Annotated in this window: 14 protein-coding genes and 1 pseudogene; 11 read left to right on the top strand and 4 right to left on the bottom strand. The window is 69.1% G+C overall.

The features are described from left to right. The first annotated feature begins 152 nt into the window (after positions 1 to 152). The 5 genes from BLW82_RS44340 to BLW82_RS08950 all read left to right on the top strand — a co-directional run bounded on the left by BLW82_RS44340 (position 153) and on the right by BLW82_RS08950 (position 9,836). Positions 153 to 308 carry a hypothetical protein gene (locus tag BLW82_RS44340; RefSeq protein WP_177232889.1) on the top strand — a complete coding sequence of 52 codons (156 nt, stop codon included), beginning with the start codon at positions 153 to 155 and terminating at the stop codon, positions 306 to 308. 529 nt (positions 309 to 837) lie between these two features. Continuing rightward, entirely contained in the window at positions 838 to 7,875 is a 7,038-nt protein-coding gene (locus tag BLW82_RS08965; RefSeq protein ID WP_093498290.1) for a polymorphic toxin-type HINT domain-containing protein, read from the top strand. A 1-nt stretch (position 7,876) separates the two neighbouring features. Next, the gene (locus BLW82_RS08960; RefSeq protein ID WP_093498289.1) at positions 7,877 to 8,185 is read left to right on the top strand and encodes a nitroreductase family protein; all 309 of its coding nucleotides are present in this window, start codon (positions 7,877 to 7,879) and stop codon (positions 8,183 to 8,185) included. A 461-nt stretch (positions 8,186 to 8,646) separates the two neighbouring features. Further along, positions 8,647 to 9,552: a HipA family kinase gene (locus BLW82_RS08955; RefSeq protein WP_093498288.1), complete on the top strand. Its 906-nt coding sequence runs from the start codon at positions 8,647 to 8,649 to the stop codon at positions 9,550 to 9,552. Continuing rightward, positions 9,549 to 9,836, top strand: a complete 288-nt coding sequence (locus tag BLW82_RS08950; RefSeq protein WP_093498287.1) for an Rdx family protein — start codon at positions 9,549 to 9,551, stop codon at positions 9,834 to 9,836. The genes BLW82_RS08955 and BLW82_RS08950 overlap by 4 nt, the downstream gene beginning before the upstream one ends. A gap of 1 nt (position 9,837) precedes the next feature. Here BLW82_RS08950 and aceB read toward each other — a convergent pair whose 3' ends face one another. Both aceB and BLW82_RS08940 read right to left on the bottom strand, forming a co-directional pair. Beyond that, the gene (aceB, locus tag BLW82_RS08945) at positions 9,838 to 11,460 is read right to left on the bottom strand and encodes a malate synthase A (protein WP_093498286.1); all 1,623 of its coding nucleotides are present in this window, start codon (positions 11,458 to 11,460) and stop codon (positions 9,838 to 9,840) included. Positions 11,461 to 11,644: 184 nt separating this feature from the next. Further along, a complete protein-coding gene (locus BLW82_RS08940) occupies positions 11,645 to 12,244 on the bottom strand; it encodes a nucleotidyltransferase family protein (protein WP_093498285.1) in 600 nt (199 codons plus the stop codon). Between the two features lie 181 nt (positions 12,245 to 12,425). Between BLW82_RS08940 and BLW82_RS08935 the strand changes: the two genes are divergently transcribed. Beyond that, a complete protein-coding gene (locus tag BLW82_RS08935; RefSeq protein ID WP_256216192.1) occupies positions 12,426 to 12,713 on the top strand; it encodes a DUF5955 family protein in 288 nt (95 codons plus the stop codon). A gap of 95 nt (positions 12,714 to 12,808) precedes the next feature. Here the strand turns inward: BLW82_RS08935 and BLW82_RS08930 are convergent, their stop codons facing one another. After that, positions 12,809 to 13,597: an IclR family transcriptional regulator gene (locus BLW82_RS08930; RefSeq protein ID WP_093498283.1), complete on the bottom strand. Its 789-nt coding sequence runs from the start codon at positions 13,595 to 13,597 to the stop codon at positions 12,809 to 12,811. A gap of 273 nt (positions 13,598 to 13,870) precedes the next feature. Between BLW82_RS08930 and allB the strand changes: the two genes are divergently transcribed. The 5 genes and pseudogenes from allB to BLW82_RS08910 all read left to right on the top strand — a co-directional run bounded on the left by allB (position 13,871) and on the right by BLW82_RS08910 (position 18,250). Beyond that, the gene (allB, locus tag BLW82_RS08925; RefSeq protein ID WP_093498282.1) at positions 13,871 to 15,211 is read left to right on the top strand and encodes an allantoinase AllB; all 1,341 of its coding nucleotides are present in this window, start codon (positions 13,871 to 13,873) and stop codon (positions 15,209 to 15,211) included. Between the two features lie 52 nt (positions 15,212 to 15,263). Continuing rightward, positions 15,264 to 16,376 (top strand): allantoicase, encoded by a 1,113-nt coding sequence (gene alc, locus BLW82_RS08920; RefSeq protein WP_093498281.1) that lies wholly within the window; start codon positions 15,264 to 15,266, stop codon positions 16,374 to 16,376. Between the two features lie 108 nt (positions 16,377 to 16,484). Further along, positions 16,485 to 17,291 carry an AIM24 family protein gene (locus BLW82_RS08915; RefSeq protein WP_093498280.1) on the top strand — a complete coding sequence of 269 codons (807 nt, stop codon included), beginning with the start codon at positions 16,485 to 16,487 and terminating at the stop codon, positions 17,289 to 17,291. A gap of 25 nt (positions 17,292 to 17,316) precedes the next feature. After that, positions 17,317 to 17,400 (top strand): annotated as a pseudogene (locus BLW82_RS43160) (IS5/IS1182 family transposase); the annotation flags it as partial. Between the two features lie 25 nt (positions 17,401 to 17,425). Further along, positions 17,426 to 18,250, top strand: a complete 825-nt coding sequence (locus BLW82_RS08910; protein WP_093498279.1) for a hypothetical protein — start codon at positions 17,426 to 17,428, stop codon at positions 18,248 to 18,250. Between the two features lie 616 nt (positions 18,251 to 18,866). Here the strand turns inward: BLW82_RS08910 and BLW82_RS08900 are convergent. Further along, on the bottom strand, positions 18,867 to 19,196 hold the full coding sequence (locus BLW82_RS08900; RefSeq protein WP_093498278.1) for a hypothetical protein: 330 nt from the start codon (positions 19,194 to 19,196) through the stop codon (positions 18,867 to 18,869). Positions 19,197 to 19,271: the final 75 nt, after the last annotated feature.

The raw sequence follows: 19,271 nt of genomic DNA, 5'->3' as shown, positions 1-19,271 counted from the left end.
GAGTGGTGATCGTGTACGAGCGGCCCTCGGCGCACAAGGTGGTCTGTCATGCTCGTTGCATCAGTGTGGGGAAGAGCGTTTTCCCTGGCGATTCGGTGCTTCCGGAGGACAGCCCGCCGGATGACCGGACTTCCCCGGCCCGGGTGCTCCGGATGTACCGGGAGCCCGTCGGGGAGTTCACCGAACTGACTCCCGGTTGGAGCGCCGTCGTCGAACTCGAGGGCACGGACCTTTCCTGGGTGCAGCCCATGGCGAGCCTCCGAGTGGTCCCGCCGACGACCGGCACGGAGCAGGGGCAGGCGGGCTGAGGATCTCTCCTCCGAGATCCTCAGCGCGTCGGGCCGCAAGGGCTGGACGAGCCGGGCGGCCGCCGTAGAGCACGGACGGTCGTGTGGTACTCGATGCCAGGCGAGTCGACGGATGTGGGGAGCCCCGTCCGTCGGCGCGCTGGACACCGCGTGTGCTGGTGCCGTCTCGGCCAGTGCCTCGGCGACAGGTCTCGACGCGGGGCATCCGGTCACTGGATGGCCAAGTGCCCGCTCGGAGTTGGATTTTGACGAATTGATGTCAACTTGCGTTCCAGCATGGGTAGTTCCTTTGCCTTTTCTGTGGAGATCCTTTGGGATCGGGGTCGGCCTCGAGTCCTAGCGTGATCTCCCGCGGGGGGACGTGATCGACGCGTGCCTCCGTGCGGTTGTGCACTCAAATCGCCACAGGTGAAGGGGACTTGGGCGATCCGGGACGGGGGAAGGGACGCACAGCATGGTGCGGAGTGCGGGGCGGAGACGCGGTCGGGTGGCCTGGGCCACTCGCAGGGTTCGTCGCACGGCAGCGGTGATGGCCGGTGCCTTGGTGGTGGGCCTGCTGCCCGCCGGCGTGGCCACGGCGGCCTCGTCGGTGAAGGAACATGTGGCGGCTCCCGCCGTTCCGCGCAACAAGCGGGTCCCCGTCATTCATGCCAGGCCCAAGCGGAACTCCACGTCCAAGAGTTTCAAGCACTTCGATCCCAATGGGCATGCGAAGCTTCCCGCAGCGGGCAGTGCCGTGGTCACTCTGCCGATTGCCACCGCCTCCGCGCGGCTGACGTCCAAGGCGACCCAGCTGCGGGCCAAGGGCACGCCGGTCCTGCTGGGAGCCGTGGCAGGAGCCGGGTCCAAGGCGGGCGCCGTCACCGGATCGCAGCGGGTGCGGGTGACCGTGCTGGACCAGAAGGCCGCGCGGGCGGCCGGTGTTCACGGTGTGCTCTTCACTCTCCAGCGCACCAGCCCCGGTGCCGGAAGGGTCGCGCTGCAGGTAGACGACTCGGCGTTCCGCTACGCCTTCGGCGGTGACTTCGCCGCCCGCCTGCACCTGGTCCAGCTGCCCGCCTGCGCCCTGACCACGCCGAAGCTGTTCAAGTGCCAGTCACAGAGCGCCGTGCGCACCGCCGCCGGAACACCGTTGTCCGCCCAGGTCACCGTTCCGGGCCCGGGCGTGGTGTCGTCGGGTGCCGCCGGCGCTGCCCGCTCGGCGACGACGTCGTCCGGTGCGACGGTGGTCATGGCGGCGACCTCGGGCACCTCGGGTGCGTCGGGTGACTACTCGGCGACCAGCCTGTCGCCCGGCGGTTCCTGGTCGACTTCCGGGAACACGGGCGCGTTCACCTACAGCTATCCGATCTCGGTGCCGCCGGCGATCGGCGGCGCGGTCCCGAACGTCGATCTCGCCTACAGCTCCGCCGGCCAGGACGCACGCACCGAGGGGACCAACAACCAGTCCTCGTGGCTGGGTGACGGCTGGACCTCGGCGGAGAACTACGTCGAGCGTACGTACAAGTCCTGCAGGGACGACTCGTCGTCCGGGGCGCCGAAGAACGACGGCGACCAGTGCTGGGCGGGACAGATCCTCACCCTGTCGCTGAACGGCAAGTCCACCGACATCGTCTACGACGACTCGACCAAGACCTTCCGCCCCGCCGACGACAGCTCCACGACCAAGATCGAGGACCTGACCGGCGCCACGAACGGTACGGCGAACGGGGAGTACTTCAAGGTCACCGAAGGTGGCGTGCAGTACTTCTTCGGCCGTAACCGCCTGCCTGGCTGGAGCAGTGGCAAGGACGAGACGAAGTCGGTGTGGACCGAACCGGTCTACCACGCGCACAGCGGCGTGTCCGACTGCCCGGACAGCACCGACTTCGCCGCCACCTCCTGCACGCTGGGCTACCGCTTCAACCTGGACTACGTGGTCGACACCCACAGCAACGCCACCGCCTGGTACTACACGCCGGATACCGGCTACTACGGCGCGGACATGAAGGACACCGCGGTGTCGTACACCCGCAGCGGCACTTTGTCCCGCGTCGACTACGGCATGACCTCCTCGACGATCTACTCGGCCACCGCGCCGGAGCAGATCGTCTTCGACACCGCGGAGCGGTGCATCGCCGGCACTCCGTCGGGCAACACCTGTGCGGACAGCCAGTTCACGCCCGCCAACGCCGCGTACTGGCCGGACGTGCCGATCGACCTGAACTGCACCAAGGACGCCAGCTGCACCAACCACGGCCCGAGCTTCTGGTCCCGTAAGCGCCTGACGTCGATCACCACCCAGATCCAGTCGGGCGGGGCGACCAAGCAGGTCGACAAGTACACGTTCACCCAGTCCTTCCCCGACGGCGGCGACCACGCCCCCACGCTCTGGCTGGACTCCATCCAGCGCACCGGCCTGGACACCCTGGGCGGAGCCTCCGGCAGCACCTCGACTCCGGCGGTGAGCTTCGACCCGCCGCTGCAGCTGCCCAACCGGGTCGGGACGATCCCGCAGATGCCGCTGATGTACCACGACCGGATTCAGGTGGTCACCAGCGAGTCCGGCGCGCAGACAACGGTCAGCTACGACCGACCCAACTGCTCCAGCGCCCCGGCCAGCGACCCGGACGACCCCACGGACGCGGCTGCCCAGGCCTTCGCCTCCACCAACACGCTGTCGTGCTTCCCGGTGTACTGGACCCCTGACGGGCAGCCCGCGCCGTGGATGGACTGGTTCTACAAGTACAAGGTCACCTCGGTCGTCACCGAGGACCCGAACAACTCCTACCAGGACGGCACCCAGCCCAAGCTGGAGACGGACTACGCCTACAAGGGCAACCCCGGCTGGCACCATGACGACAACGAACTCGTCAAGGCGAAGAACCGTACCTGGGGCCAGTTCCGGGGCTTTCCGGAAGTGGACGTCACCACCGGCGACCCCACCGTCTTCCACAAGACGGACGGCGCCGATGTTCACGACCAGAAGACGCTGACGAAGACGTACTACTTCCTGGGCATGAACGGCGACACACTGCCCGGCGGCAAGACCCGCTCGGTACCGGCGCTGACCAGCCAGGACGGCGCCACCTCGGTCGCCGACGACAACGCTCTGGCGGGGCAGACCTTCGAGACCGACACCTACACCAGTGCCGCGGGCAGCCTGGACAAGGCCGTCGTCACGGTTCCCACGATCATCGGTCCCACGGCCACCCGCGGCCGCAGTGGCGTGCCGGATCTGACGGCGCAGATGGTCCGCACCGCCAAGACGCTGACCCGCCAGGCCGTGTCCTACGGCTGGCGCAAGACCGAGACCGACACCTTCTACAACACGGCGTTGGGCAAGTCGACCACGGGCATGTCCGTGCAGGCCGACGACCGCGGTGAGCCCACGGCGGGCGACAACGTCGCCAAGTGCACCTATACCCGCTACCTCACCGGTAGTACGGACACCGTGGTGGTGCCGGCCGAGACAATCACCACGGCGCAGGACTGCTCGACCGCAGGTGCCACCCCCGGCGGCACCCTGATCTCCGACACCCGCACCTCCTACGACACCAACGCCTTCGCCTACGACGGTGACGGGCAGACGAGTCCGGCCCTGCCCAAGACCGGTGACGCCACCCTCGTCCAGGTGGCATCCGCCGCCAGCGGTGCCAGTGCGACCGCCTTCGTCGACCAGACCGCCACCAGGTACGACTCCTACGGCCGCACGGCGAAGGTCACCCGGACCCCGAACTCGACCTCGCCGGACGGCAAGAGCCTCGCCCGGACCGTGTTCACCTCCTACACCCCGGCGAGCGGCGCGCTGCCCACCGGCAGCACGGTCATCACCCAGGTCACGCCCGGCACGGACTGCTCCACGGCCACCGCTTCCTCCAAGGACTGCGAGCTCGCGAGCAACACCCTGGACCCGGCCCGAGCCCTGCCCACCGCCAAGACCGACGCGGCCGGCCTGCTCACCTCACTTACGTACGACGCGCTCGGCCGTCTGATCGGGGTGTGGCTGCCCAACGAGGTCAAGGCCAACAGCGCACCGGCGAACACGACCTACACCTACAGCATGTCCCAGTCGGCACCGTCGGTTGTCGCCGCCAACACGCTGCTCGACAACGGCAGTTACTCGACCAGCGAGACGCTGTACGACGCGATGCTGCGGCCCCTGCAGGTCCAGGCGACGGCGGAGAACTCCAGCACCGCGGTCTCGGACACCCAGTACGACTCCCACGGCTGGACGGTCGTCACCAACAACAACTACAGCGTCTCGGGCAGCCCCCGCAGCACCCTGATCCCGGTCTCCCAGGTGACCGTCCCCGACACCACCGTCACCGACTACGACGGGCAGGGCCGGACCGACCTGGTCACCGAGGAACACAACGGGTCCAAGACCTGGAACACGACCACTGCCTACACCGGAGACAAGACCACCGTCCTGCCGCCCAAGGGCGGGGTGGCCTCCACCAAGGTCGTCGACGCACGCGGCCAGACCACCGAACTCGACCAGTACAGCGCCCCGCCCACCGTGTCCGGGTCCGCGGCCGCCGGCTTCACCGCCACTGGCGGCACCCCCTCGGCCACGACCTACGGATATACGGCCGGGGGCCAGCTGCACCAGGTCACGGGCCCTGACAAGGCGGTGTGGACGTTTGACTACGACCTGTTGGGCCGCAAGAGGAGCCAGTCCGACCCGGATGCGGGAAAGAGTAGCTATGGCTACGACGACGCCGGCAACCTCGTGTCCACCACCGACGAGGCCAAGCAGGTCGAACTCGACTACACCTACGACCTTCTAGGCCGCAAGCTCACCGCCACCGACAAGTCGAAGTCCAACTTCCAGTTCGCCTCATGGGCCTACGACACGCTGCGGATCGGTCTGCCGTCCTCCTCCACCCGCTACGTCCAGGGCACAACCGGCGGCTACACGGTCGCCGCCACCGGCTACACCACCCTCGGCAAGCCGATCGGCACGAAGATCACCCTGCCCGACTCCGAGGCCCCGCTGCCCTCGACCTACACCACGACCTACACCTACACTCCCCGCGACCAGTTGCTCGCCTCGCAGAGCGATCCGCGCACCCAGGGACTCAACAACGAGGTCATCACCTACGCCCACGACGCGCTGGGCAACCCGACCGAATCCAGCAGCAGCGCCACCATCTATGCGGGCTCGACCGTCTACACGGACTTCGGCGCGCTGTCCCAGGTCACCCAGGGCGCCTCGACCAACCCGGCCACGACCACCTACGACTACGACGCCCAGACCCTCCGGCTGACGGACCGTGTGATCAGCCGGACCCAGGCGCCCGGCCCGACGGTCGATGACACCAAGTACGCCTACGACGCCTCCGGCAACCCCACCTCCATCACCGACCAGCAGTCGGAGACCGGCACCACCGTCACCGACCAGCAGTGCTTCACCTACGACGCCCTGGCCCGGCTCACCGACGCCTGGACCGCCAACGACAACTGCACCGCAAAACCGCCCACCAGCACCACCCTCACCACGGCGCCCGGCTCGTACTGGCAGACCTTCAGCTACGACGCCATCGGCAACCGCCACCAGAGCATCGATCACGCCATCGGCACCACCAGCAGCACCGTCACCACCACCTACACCGACGGCTGTACCGCCAACTGCAACTCCACCGGCGCCCAGCCCCACACGCTCACCGCCACGACCGGCGGTACCAACCCCACGGCCTTCGGCTACGACGAGAACGGCAACCTGCACACCCGCACCCCCACCAGCGGCCCAGGCCAGACCCTGACCTGGGACGACGAAGGTCACCTGGCCCAGGTGGACACCACCGGCGCCAGCCCTACGAGCACGAAGTACCTCTACGACGCCGACGGCAACCAGCTCATCCGCCGCGACCCCGGCCAGACCACGCTCTTCGCCGGCGACACCGAGATCGTCGTCAACACCAGCGTCACCCCCAACACCCTGCTCGGGGCCGTCCGCACCTACAGCCATGGCGGCGCAGGCGCCCCCGTGGCCATCCGCTCCAGCCTCGCGGGTGGCGGAGTGAAGTACCTCTTCAACGACCCCCACGGCACCTCGACCCTGTCGATGGACACCACCAGCCAGCAGGTCGCCCGCCAGCAGTACACCCCCTACGGCCAGCCACGCAGCAGCGCCAACACCGTCACCTGGCCCGATCCCACCCACTCATATCTGGGTTCGCCACAGGACAAGAGCACTGGCTACACCGACGTCGGCGCCCGCAAGTACGACCCCACGCTGGGCCGTTTCATCAGCATCGACCCGGTATTGGAGGCCACCGACCCCCAGCAACTCGGCGGCTACACCTACGCCGCCGACAACCCCGTCGCCTCAGCGGACCCGACCGGTCTCGAATCGTGCTACCCGAGCGCCTTTTGCTCCGGCAGCAACGGCACCTACGGGACCTACAAGTCGCACAACGATCCCCAGTCGCCCGACTACGACGGAACCAGCTACGACGCACCCGGAGACGAAGGCACACTGCCGCCGATGAAGCTCATGAAGAGCTTCAACAGCGCGCATCCGGTACCCACCATCAAGATGATGGTGAACTACGGGACGTACCGTTCTGACCTTTCCCCGGCGAGAAACGTCGAACTGTACTTCCGGGAACGGTGCACCGGTGAAGATCTTCTGTGGACCAGTTCGTGCCAGGGATTCCAGCAGTACTACCACACCTGGGCCGACATCAAGGATGTGCCGAGCAACCCTTGCGAGGCTGTGAGTCTGTGCCAGTCCCTCGGTGATCTGGCTGAGGGAATGTTCGCCAAGGGGGGCTTGGCGGAGGAGGCTGCTGAGGAGGGTGTGCCCCTCTGCAGCTTCGATCCGCAGACACCGGTCCTGATGGCGGGCCGGAAGGCAAAAGCCATCGGCAGCATCAAACCCGGTGACCGGGTGGAGAGCGCCGACCCTGTCACCGGTAAGCACCGCGGCTCGCGCAAGGTCACAGCCCGCCTGGTTCACCACGACGACGACCTTGTCGATGTGACGATCCGCGGGGCAGACGGTCACGAAGCGACGCTCCACACCACGTCCCGTCACCCCTTCTGGGACGACACTCTCCATACCTGGATCCCCGCCGGCAAACTCAAGACCGGTCACGTCCTCAACACCGTCACCGACCACCACGTACGCATCGACGCCGTCATTGCCCGCCCCGGTGCCGCGGACATGTACAACCTCAGCGTCCAGCAACTCCACACGTACTATGTGCTGGCGGGGAACATACCGGTTCTGGTTCACAACTCCGGTGGTTGTATTCCGTGGTCGAGCGGAAGCGTTTCCAGAGCGTTCAAATCTCTGGCTGATGGCGCGACGAGCGTCACGGTAAAGAGTCGTGCTGAAGCGGAAGAACTCTTCTTTCGGACGTATCAAGGGGAAGGGTACAGGAACGCATCCGGAATGGACGGCGTCGGAACAAAGCAGTACTTCGGAACCAAGCGCGGCACGTATCACTGGGATGACCAGCTCGGGGAGGACGGCCGAGTCCTTGGGCACGGTGAAGGAAACCGTGACGGGGATCTTCCGCATCTTCAAGTCCATACCTTCGACGGTCCGATCGTTCGAATCTTCTGGGAGCCCTGACATGCAGATTCAGGCGATGAACCGGCTTCTCATGTCCAAATCGGAGATCGCTGCTCGCAGGGCGCCCAGCTCCGCAGAGAGCGAGTCGTGGATCTGGGTTATACCGCTTCGATCCGGAGAATTCAGAGTTCGTGCATTCGAAGTTCTTCGTGACCTGTTGGCCGACGGCAATGACATCTATGACGGGAACATGTCGATCGTCCATGACGAGGTCGTCTCGTCGATCGACGATGTTGACGAGTCGGTCATCCGGGCGGGTGCCGACCCCGAAGAGCTGGATGTTCCATGGAAATGTGATTTTCCGCTTTAGTCGTACGGTCACCCATTTCGTGAAGGCCGAGTGGTGACGTACAAGAGTGGGTCTTTCGGTGGCTGAGCCAAGATATTTCCGAGTGAGGCACCCCGCTCATCGTCGCCCGCGAGGGTGACCGCCGCTGCGAACTCCCGCCGTGTCGGCGGGGCCGACTTCTCCCGCCGGCACCGCTGACACGGCGCTACGGAACACCTGTGCATCGAATGTGCTGGGGGCCTGAAAGTCAGTCGTGAGAGTGCACGGTGGCGATCACCCTCGGTTACTATGTTCACTTCATACCGGAGGCCGGCGCCAAGGGGCGGAAGGCCGTGGACGGACTGCTGGAGAGGCGAGGAGGTCTGCATGCCGGTCGACACTCTCCAGATTCTGCGGGGACTGACGGGGGGCAGTTCTCACCGCTGCGCGCCTCCGGGGCAGGCCATGGATTGCAAGGTCAATGAAGTGGGTGGCCCGTCAGAATGCTGAGAGAGGTCACCGCAACCCGCTATGTCGCGCCCCTGCACACCGGCGGCTCCGTGCCCGGCATCGTCGAGGCCGACGACCTGGGGACGTACGTCGTGAAGTTCACCGGGTCCGCGCAGGGGCGCAAGGCGCTGGTCGCCGAGGTGATCGTGGGGGAGCTGGCGCGGGCGCTCGGGCTGCGGTTCCCTGAGCTGGTCCTGGTGCACTTCGACCCGGTGATCGCCGGGGACGAGCCGCACCAGGAGGTGCGCGACCTGCACGCGGCCAGTGGCGGGGTGAACCTCGGGATGGACTTCCTGCCCGGCGCGGAGGACTTCACCCCCGAGGTCGCCGAGGTCTTCCCGGTGGACCCACTGGAGGCCGGCCGCGTCGTCTGGCTGGACGCCCTCACCGTCAACGTGGACCGTACGGTGCACAGCTCCAACCTCATGGTCTGGCCGACCCTCGGCATCGCACCCCCGCGCCTGTGGCTCATCGACCACGGTGCCGCGCTCGTCTTCCACCACCGCTGGGACACCTCGGCCCCCGGGAAGCCGTACGACTTCCGGCACCACGCCCTCGGGCGGTACGGCCCCGACACCCGGGCCGCCGACGCCGAACTCGCGCCCAGGGTGACCGAGCAGCTGCTCCGGGACGTCCTCGCCGAGGTCCCGGACGCCTGGCTCACCGGCTTCGGGACGCCCGAGGAGATGCGCGAGGCTTACATCGGCTACCTGCTGGCCCGCGTGCGGGCCTCCGCCGAGTGGCTCCCCACCGATTTCCCGGGCCGTGACCAGCTCGCGGCCGAGGAGGCCGCGCGCGCGGCCAGAACCCGGCGGGGCCGCCCGGCCTGGCTGCAACAGGTCCCCGACCTGCACGGCAAGCCGGCGGCCCAACAGGATTGGTCGGTGCACCTCGGATGAATGACAGCCGACGGGTCGAGATCGAGTACTGCACCCAGTGCCGCTGGCTGCCGCGGGCGGCCTGGCTGGCGCAGGAGCTGCTGACCACCTTCGAGACCGAGCTGACGGAGCTGGCGCTGAAGCCGGGCAAGGGCGGCGTCTTCGTCGTACGGGTCGGTGACGAGGTGGTCTGGGACCGGCGCGAACAGGGGTTCCCCGAGCCCACGGCCGTGAAGCAGGCCGTACGCGACCGAGTGGCCCCGGGGAAGTCCCTGGGCCACTCGGACAAGCCGGCGCCGGAGTAGCTCAGCCGCGCAGCTGCTGGTACGCGGGCAGGGTCAGGAAGTCCGCGTAGTTCTCGTCGAGGGCGACGGTGAGCAGCAGGTCGTGGGCCTGCTGCCAGTGGCCGGCCGCGAAGGCCTCGTCGCCGATCTCCGCGCGGACGGCGTCGAGTTCCTCGGCGGCGATCTTGCGGGCCAGCTCCGGCGTGGCCTTCTCGCCGTTCTCGAACTCGACACCCGCGTTGATCCACTGCCAGATCTGCGAGCGCGAGATCTCCGCGGTGGCCGCGTCCTCCATGAGGTTGAAGATGGCCACCGCGCCGAGCCCGCGCAGCCACGCCTCGATGTAACGGATGCCCACCTGGACGGCGTTGACCAGACCGGCGTAGGTCGGCTTCGCCTCCAGCGAGTCGACCGCGATCAGGTCGGCGGCCTCGACGTGGACGTCCTCGCGCAGCCGGTCCTTCTGGTTGGGCCTGTCGCCGAGCACCCGGTCGAAGGACTCCATGGCGATCGGGACCAGGTCGGGGTGGGCGACCCAGGAGCCGTCGAAACCGTCGTTCGCCTCACGGTCCTTGTCGGCGCGGACCTTCTCGAAGGCGACCTTGTTGACCTCGGGGTCGCGACGGGACGGGATGAAGGCCGCCATGCCGCCGATCGCGTGCGCGCCGCGCTTGTGGCAGGTGCGGACGAGGAGTTCGGTGTAGGCCCGCATGAACGGAGCCGTCATGGTGACCGCGTTGCGGTCCGGGAGGACGAACCGGGGCCCGCCGTCACGGAAGTTCTTCACGATGGAGAACAGGTAGTCCCAGCGGCCGGCGTTCAACCCCGAGGCGTGGTCGCGCAGTTCGTAGAGGATCTCCTCCATCTCGTACGCGGCCGTGATCGTCTCGATCAGCACGGTGGCGCGGACGGTGCCCTGCGGGATGCCGACGTAGTCCTGGGCGAAGACGAACACGTCGTTCCAGAGCCGGGCTTCGAGGTGCGACTCGGTTTTCGGGAGGTAGAAGTACGGTCCCTTGCCGAGGTCGAGCAGCCGCTGGGCATTGTGGAAGAAGTAGAGGCCGAAGTCGACGAAGGCGCCGGGCACCTGCTCGCCGTCCACCTCGACGTGCCGCTCGTTCAGGTGCCAGCCGCGCGGCCGCATGACGACCGTCGCCAGCTCCTCGTCCGGGCGCAGGGCGTACGACTTGCCGCTCGCCGGGTCCGTGAAGTCGATGTTCCGGCTGTAGGCGTCGATCAGGTTCAGCTGGCCCAGGACGACGTTCTCCCAGGTCGGGGCGGAGGCGTCCTCGAAGTCGGCGAGCCAGATCCGGGCGCCCGAGTTGAGGGCGTTGATGGTCATCTTGCGGTCGGTGGGACCGGTGATCTCGACCCGGCGGTCGTTCAGCGCCGCGGGGGAGGGGGCCACCCGCCAGGAGTCGTCCGCGCGGACGGCGGCGGTCTCCGGGAGGAAGTCCAGGGTCGAGGTACGGGCGATCTCGGCGCGGCGCTCGGCGCGGCGGGCGAGGAGTTCGGCACGGCGCGGCGAGAACCGCCGGTGCAGCTCGGCCACGAAGGCGAGCGCCGCGTCGGTGAGGACCTCCTCCTGCCGGGGCAGGGGCTCGGCGTCGACGATGGCCGGCGGAGACGGCGCTGGTGCGGACATGAGCTGTCACTTCCTTCAGCGGTGGCACCGGGTGCCAGGCGTTCCGGGTAGAGCGAAGCGCACCCGATCAGGGGACCGGAGCTTCTGATCGGTGGATACTAGTTTCCTCATCGTGGAAGTTCAATGGTTTGTTGACGTCGAGATTCTCCGGGTCGAGCAAAGGTGGCGCTCGGTGCCATCCCCTTCACTCAAGGTGGCCCAGGTCCGCCTCCGTGTCGATGTCGTACGGCTCGGCCACGTCCCCGCACTCGACGAGCGTGATCGCCTCCTCGTGGGCTCCGAGGTAGGCGCGGGCGCCCCGGTCCCCGGTCGCGCTCGCGGCGATCCCCGCCCAGTGGGCCGAGCCGAACAGGACGGGATGGCCGCGCATCCCGTCGTACGCGGCCGACACCAGCGAGTTCCCGTCCCGGTACCCGTCGAGCACCCGCGTCACGGCCGCGCCCCCGATCCCGGGCTGGTCCACCAGGGACACCAGGGCGGCCCGCGCCCCCGTCCCGGCGAGCGACGCCAGCCCCACCCGCAGCGAGGACCCCATGCCCTCGGCCCAGTCCGGGTTCTCCACGACCACGCAGCCGCCGAGCTCGGCCCGCTCCCGCACCTCGTCCGCGCGGGCCCCCAGGACCACGTGCACCGGCCCGCAGCCGCCCGCCCGCAGCACCCCGACCGCGTGCTCCACCAGCGGCCGCCCCCGGTGCGTCAGCAGCGCCTTGGGCCGCCCGCCGAGCCTTCTGCCACCGCCGGCGGCCAGCAACAGCCCGGCGATCTGGTCGTGCGTGTCCGTCATGCGTCCTGCATACCCGACGCCGGAGCGGGCGGCCGGTTCCGAAGGGCTGAAATTCGGTCCGCGCTGTAGCGCTTTCCGTGCGGGAGGGCGTTTACTGACCCGCGTCGCCGGGCGCCCGACCATCGTTCAGGGCACCTGGAGAGGGGGGAGAGCTGTGTTGCGGAGCTTGGGGCAGAGGCCAGTGACCGGCAGCGACGAGGATCCGAGGGTGACGGAACTACGCACGGCGGTCTCCCGGCTGCGCCGTGAACTGGCCGCGCATCCGGCCGAGTTCCCGGACCGCGCGATAGCCGAGGACGAGCTGGCGGCCCTGGCCGCGATGGCCACGGGCGGCATGCCGGAGATCCCCCGCCTGCGCCGCTCCCTGTTACTGATCGCGGGCGCGATCGGCTCGATGAGCGCCCTGTCCCGGGGCCTGACGGAGGTACGCCAGGCGGTGGACCTGTTCGGCGAGACGCCGAGACGCTGAGCGCCCCGTCAGGGGCGCGGGAACCGCGCGACCAGCCACGGCGCACCCGCACCCGCCAGCGGTCGAGCGGCCCCTGCCCCGCAGGCCCCCGCCTCTCAGGCCCCTGAACTCGCCAGCGCCTGAGACAACTCCACGGCCACCTGCTGCAGCACCGGCACGATCTTCGCCGTCGCCGCCTCCGTCACCCGCCCCGCGGGCCCGGAGATCGAAATGGCGGCCGCGGTGGGCGAGTCCGGCACGGACACCGCCAGGCACCGCACCCCCACCTCCTGCTCGTTGTCGTCCACGGCGTAACCGAGCTCCCGCACCTCCGCCAGCGCGGCCAGGAACCCCTCCGGCGTGGTGATCGTCCTCTCGGTCGCGGCCGGCATCCCGGTCCGCCCCAGCAGTGCCCGCACCTCGGCGTCCGGCACGTTCGCCAGCAACGCCTTCCCCACGCCCGTGGAGTGCGGCAGCACCCGACGCCCCACCTCGGTGAACATCCGCATCGAATGCTTCGACGGCACCTGTGCCACGTACACGATCTCGTCCCCGTCGAGCAGCGCCATGTTCGCCGTCTCCCCGGTCTCCTCGACCAGTCGCGCGAGGTACGGCCGAGCCCAGGTGCCGAGCAGCCGGGACGCCGACTCGCCGAGCCGGATCAGCCGGGGGCCGAGCGCGTACCGCCGGTTCGGCTGCTGGCGTACGTAGCCGCAGGCGACCAGCGTCCGCATCAGCCGGTGGATCGTCGGCAGCGGCAGCCCACTGCTCGCGGACAGCTCGCTGAGGCCCACCTCGCCGCCCGCGTCCGCCATCCGCTCCAGCAGATCGAAGGCGCGCTCCAGGGACTGGACGCCGCCAGCGGATTTGGCGGAGTCGGGGGTGCTGGCGCTGGACGTCGGCACGGCGCGGTCCTTTCGGGGCTGGCGGAAGGGCAGAAGCCTACCCGGCAGTCGGTTGACTCCCTGGTTGTGCATAGCTACGTTCTGCTTGCCGGAAGTGTAATTCCGCTTTGTGGAAACGTCCAGAGTGGGCGCCTGTCGACGTCCTGAGATGCAGTGTGCCCTTGACGGCGCGGGAGCGGGAGTGAAGACTCCTTCAACAGAACGTTGAATTCCGTTGCGTGGGTGTAAATCCCGTTTCGCGGAAGTAAATCGGCGGCAGAGAGAGGGGTCCGGGTGTCCGACGCTGAACTGGTGCTGCGCTCGACGCGCGTCATCACCCCGGAGGGGACACGGGCCGCCTCGGTCGCCGTCTCCGCCGGGACGATCACGGCCGTACTGCCCCACGACGCCCCCGTCCCGGAGGGTGCACGCCTGGAGGACCTCGGTGACGACGTCCTGCTGCCCGGCCTGGTCGACACCCACGTCCACGTGAACGACCCCGGCCGTACCGAGTGGGAGGGCTTCTGGACCGCCACCCGCGCGGCGGCGGCCGGCGGCATCACCACCCTGGTCGACATGCCGCTCAACTCCCTGCCGCCGACCACGACCGTCGAGAACCTCGGCGTCAAGCAGCGGGTCGCGGCCGACAAGGCGCACATCGACGTCGGCTTCTGGGGCGGCGCGCTGCCCGGCAACGTCAAGGACCTCCGATCGCTGCACGAGGCCGGCGTCTTCGGCTTCAAGGCGTTCCTGTCGCCGTCCGGCGTGGACGAGTTCCCGCACCTCGACCAGGAGCAGCTGGCCCGCTCCCTGGCGGAGATCGCCTCCTTCGACGGCCTGCTGATCGTGCACGCCGAGGACCCGCGCCACCTGGCCGCCGCCCCGCAGCAGGGCGGCCCGAAGTACGCCGACTTCCTCGCCTCCCGCCCGCGCGACGCGGAGGACACGGCGATCGCGCAGCTGATCGCCCAGGCGAAACGCCTGCACGCGCGCGTGCACGTCCTGCACCTGTCCTCCTCAGACGCGCTGCCGCTGATCGCGGCGGCCAAGGCGGACGGCGTCCGCCTCACCGTCGAGACCTGCCCGCACTACCTCACCCTCACCGCGGAGGAGGTCCCGGACGGCGCCAGCGAGTTCAAGTGCTGCCCGCCCATCCGGGAGGCGGCCAACCAGGACCTGCTCTGGCAGGCGCTGGCCGACGGCACCGTGGACTGCGTGGTCACCGACCACTCGCCCTCCACGGCCGACCTCAAGACGAACGACTTCGCGACCGCCTGGGGCGGCATCTCCGGCCTCCAGCTCAGCCTCGCCGCCGTGTGGACCGAGGCCCGCAGGCGCGGCCACGGCCTCGAGGACGTGGTCCGCTGGATGTCGGCCCGCACCGCCGCGCTCGTCGGCCTCGACGACCGCAAGGGCGCCATCGCGGCAGGCCGCGACGCCGACTTCGCCGTCCTCGCGCCCGACGAGACCTTCACCGTGGACCCGGCGGGCCTGCAGCACCGCAACCGGGTCACCGCCTACGCGGGCAAGACCCTGTACGGCGTCATGCGGTCCACCTGGCTGCGCGGCGAACGCATCGTCGCGGACGGCGAGTTCACGCCCCCGAAGGGCCACCTCCTCACCCGCACCCCCTGACTCCCTTCCGCTCCGCCCGCACCCGCAGCGGCCGACACCGAAAGGAACACCTTTGACGGCGATCCCGACCTTCACCGGCGACGCGCACCCCTACTCCGGCGGCGACCCGTACGCGGACTACCGCACCGCCGACTTCCCCTTCACCCAGTACGCCAACCTCGCCGACCGGCAGCTCGGGGCCGGTGTCATCGCCGCCAACGACGAGTTCTTCGCCCAGCGGGAGAACCTGCTGGTGCCGGGGCGGGCCGAGTTCGACCCCGAGCACTTCGGGCACAAGGGCAAGATCATGGACGGCTGGGAGACACGCCGCCGCCGCGGGGTCTCGGCCGGCCACCCCTGGCCCACCGCCGAGGACCACGACTGGGCCCTGGTCCGGCTCGGCGCCGCCGGCGTCGTCCGCGGGATCGTCGTCGACACGGCCCACTTCCGCGGCAACTACCCGCAGGCGGTGTCGGTCGAGGGCACGTCGGTCGCGGGCTCGCCGTCCCCGGAGGAACTGCTCGGCGACGACGTGAAGTGGACGACCCTCGTCCCCCGCACCCCCGTCGGCGGCCACGCGGCGAACGGCTTCGCCGTCTCCGTCGAACAGCGCTTCACCCACCTCCGCGTCAACCAGCACCCCGACGGCGGCATCGCGCGCCTGCGCGTGTACGGCGAGGTGGTGCCCGACCCCGAGTGGCTCACCGTGCTCGGCACCTTCGACGTGGCCGCCCTGGAGCACGGTGGCCGGGTGGAGGACGCCTCTGACCTCTTCTACTCGCCCGCGACCAACACCATCCAGCCCGGCCGCTCCCGCAAGATGGACGACGGCTGGGAGACGCGCCGCCGCCGCGACCAGGGCAACGACTGGATCCGCTACCGCCTGGTCGCCCAGTCCCAGATCCGGGCGATCGGGATCGACACGGCGTACCTGAAGGGCAACAGCGCGGGCTGGGCGTCCGTGTCGGTACGGGACGGCGAGGACGGCGAGTGGCGCGAGATCCTCCCGCGCACCCGCCTCCAGCCGGACACCGATCACCGCTTCGTCCTGGCCACCCCCGCCGTGGGCACGCACGCGCGCGTGGACATCTTCCCGGACGGCGGAATCTCCCGCCTGCGCCTGTTCGGCACACCGACGAAAGCGGGCGCGGCGGCCCTGACCGCAAGGCACCGCGAACTGTCCTGACCTCTCTGTGTCCCCGTCTCTCGGAAACCTCGGCTCTCATGGGCCGCCGGACCCGGTCTCAGCGGCGGACGGAGGGAACCGCCGGGCCGTCGGCTACGTTCTTCTCTCGTGACCCTTCAGCAAGAAATCGTCGGCAACGCCATGCAGATGGCCGTCGTCAACCTGCTCCCCGGCCAGACCGTGTACTGCGAGGCCGGCAAGTTCCTGTTCAAGACGACGAACGTGACCATGGAGACCCGGCTGAGCGGGCCCAACGGCGGCGGTCAGCAGCAGGGCGGCGGCGGTATGGGCGGCATGCTGCGCCAGGCCATGGGCACCGCCATGCAGGTCGGCCAGCGCATGCTCGCCGGTGAGTCGCTGGCGTTCCAGTACTTCAGCGCGCAGGGCGGGGAAGGCACCGTCGGCTTCGCCGGCGTACTGCCCGGCGAGATGCGCGCCCTGGAGCTCAACGGCACGCGCGCGTGGTTCGCCGAGAAGGACGCCTTCGTGGCGGCCGAGTCCACCGTCGAGTTCGGTATCGCCTTCCAGGGCGGCCGGACCGGCATGAGCGGCGGCGAGGGCTTCATCCTGGAGAAGTTCACCGGCCACGGCACGGTGATCATCGCCGGCGCGGGCAACTTCATCGACCTGAACCCCGCCGACTTCGGCGGCCGCATCGAGGTCGACACGGGCTGCGTCGTCGCCTTCGAGGAGGGCATCCAGTACGGCGTCCAGCGCGTCGGCGGCCTCAACCGCCAGGGCCTCATGAACGCGGTCTTCGGCGGCGAGGGCCTCTCCCTGGCCACCCTGGAGGGCAACGGCCGGGTGATCCTGCAGTCCCTCACCATCGAGAGCCTCGCCAACGCCCTCAAGAAGGCCCAGGGCGGCGACAAGCAGGGCCCGACCGGCGGACTGTTCTCCACACACACGGGGTGAGGGCGCACCGGAGACCGGCCGGACCAAGCTCCACCGTCTGGGCCTCGACGAAATCGGTGCCCGCGGCGAGCTGGACTGGTCGCACTGCGCGATCGACTCGGTGAACATGTACGGCTGAGCGATACCTTGCCGCCATGTGTATCTCGACAGGTGAGGCCGCGTTCTCCGGCACGATCGTGTACTGCGGAAGGCAGCACCACCCGGAGCATGGCCTGATCCACGTCCTGGGCTACCAGAACACCGCCGTCAATCTGGCGGACGGACCGAACGCCATGCTGCTGCACCTGCCCACCAGGCAGCTTTCCCCCAGGCACTTCCTTTCCGCCGGGCGTACCGGCGATGTCCTGCACCGCATGGTCGCCGCTGTGGAACCCGTCGCCGCCGGAGCCGACGACATCGCGTGGATGAGCGCGGAACCGCAGCCCGTCCAGGTCTTCGACCACGACGTCTACACGGTGCTCCTGGCCACCGACCCCACCGCAGTCCCCACCGCGCTGCGGCAAGTACCGCTGCACCGCCGCCCAGAACTCGACCCGGATCTCCTGCGCTTCTACGCCGCCCACTTTCCTGACCACACCATCGCCGTGTGCTGCTTCGACAACGCCGACGCGCAACGCGCCAAGCCCCTGCTGCTGTGGTACCCGCCCCTCGACCCCGACCAGCTGACCGTGCCAGCCCTGGACAGCCACACCGGAGCGGCACCGGACGTCGACGCCGCCGTGCCCGTGGACCACTGGGTCCTGCTCTCCACCGACGAAGCCCCTGCTGACTGGGGCGAACCCGTCGACTACCCCACGAACATGCGCCACAGCCTGCGCGCCTTTCTTCCCGCCGCCGTTGTGGGCCGCTACTACGGCGAAGGGCAGTCCCTACTCAACGGAGACTTCACCATCAGCCACCGGAGCCTTCTCGCCGGCGACCTTGACCGCATCGAGCGCCTGCAACCGACTCGCCGCTGACAAGGCAGGACGACCGGGCTGTCGCACATCGGCCGAACCCGACATCGCCGATTCAAGTTCAGTGTCTACTGGATCAGCCGGGGGTCACGATGAGGCGTCCAGCGTGATTCACGGCTACAAGATCTGGCGCATTCTCATGACCGATATGGTCGGTGCGGACGTCCCTCTGCCCGCCAACACCTGTGCAGGCGTCGAGCTCGCGGGTTTCAGTCCGTGGGTAAGCGTTGCTCTGTCACCGGAACAGGTGGCAGAACCGGCAACGCCATGCGTGTGGTGGCGGGCGTCAAGGCCGGCCGGATCAGCCGTGGGGGGCTTGACCCGACCGGACCCTGTTGTGCCTGACGTACCGTCGGTTCGACGCGATCAGGTCGAGCGTGTCGTACGCCTGCGACGGCAGGTCGCCGCAGCAGATACTGCCGACCGGGCCGGCAGCGGCGTCCGCCGTGACGGCGCGGACGGCGCCGCCCGCGACGAGGGCGGACGCTGGGCGCCCGCAACGCCGGTACGGGTGATTCGTGGGGGGAATCTCACGGGCCCATGATGACGCGCGTAGAGTATGGCATGTCAATGACAAGTTGAAGGAAAGTCCCGTCACGTCCCCTTCGTTTTCGCGAAGTTAACCTGGACCGCCGGTCAGCCGGCGCCGCCACCAGAGGTCGGAACGCCACTGCCGGTCGGCGGCGAACGGATCGGGCGGCGTGCGCTCGGCGGCGTACCCGGCGTCCAGGGCGCGCACCTGGCGTGCCAGCCGGGCGCGGGACCGGGGAGGCAGCTGCCGCAGGACCTCCGCGAGCACGTCGCGTGCGTGCCGTACGTCGTCGAAGGAGCAGCCGCGGCACGAACACTCCGCGTCCTGCGGATACCGGGGCCGTCGTCCGGGAGGCTGCGGAAACGCCCGGTACCGGCGCAGCGCGCGGTCGGTGGCGCCGGGGCGCCTACGCGGCATCGGCCTTTCGGTACGTGGACATGGGCACCGTCATGCCGGACTTCCGGTCCCGGGTGTCGGGGTGCCCGCACATGC

The sequence above is a fragment of the Streptomyces sp. Ag109_O5-10 genome, from assembly GCF_900105755.1.
GTDB lineage: Bacteria > Actinomycetota > Actinomycetes > Streptomycetales > Streptomycetaceae > Streptomyces.
This window is presented reverse-complemented; position numbering and strand designations above follow the sequence as displayed.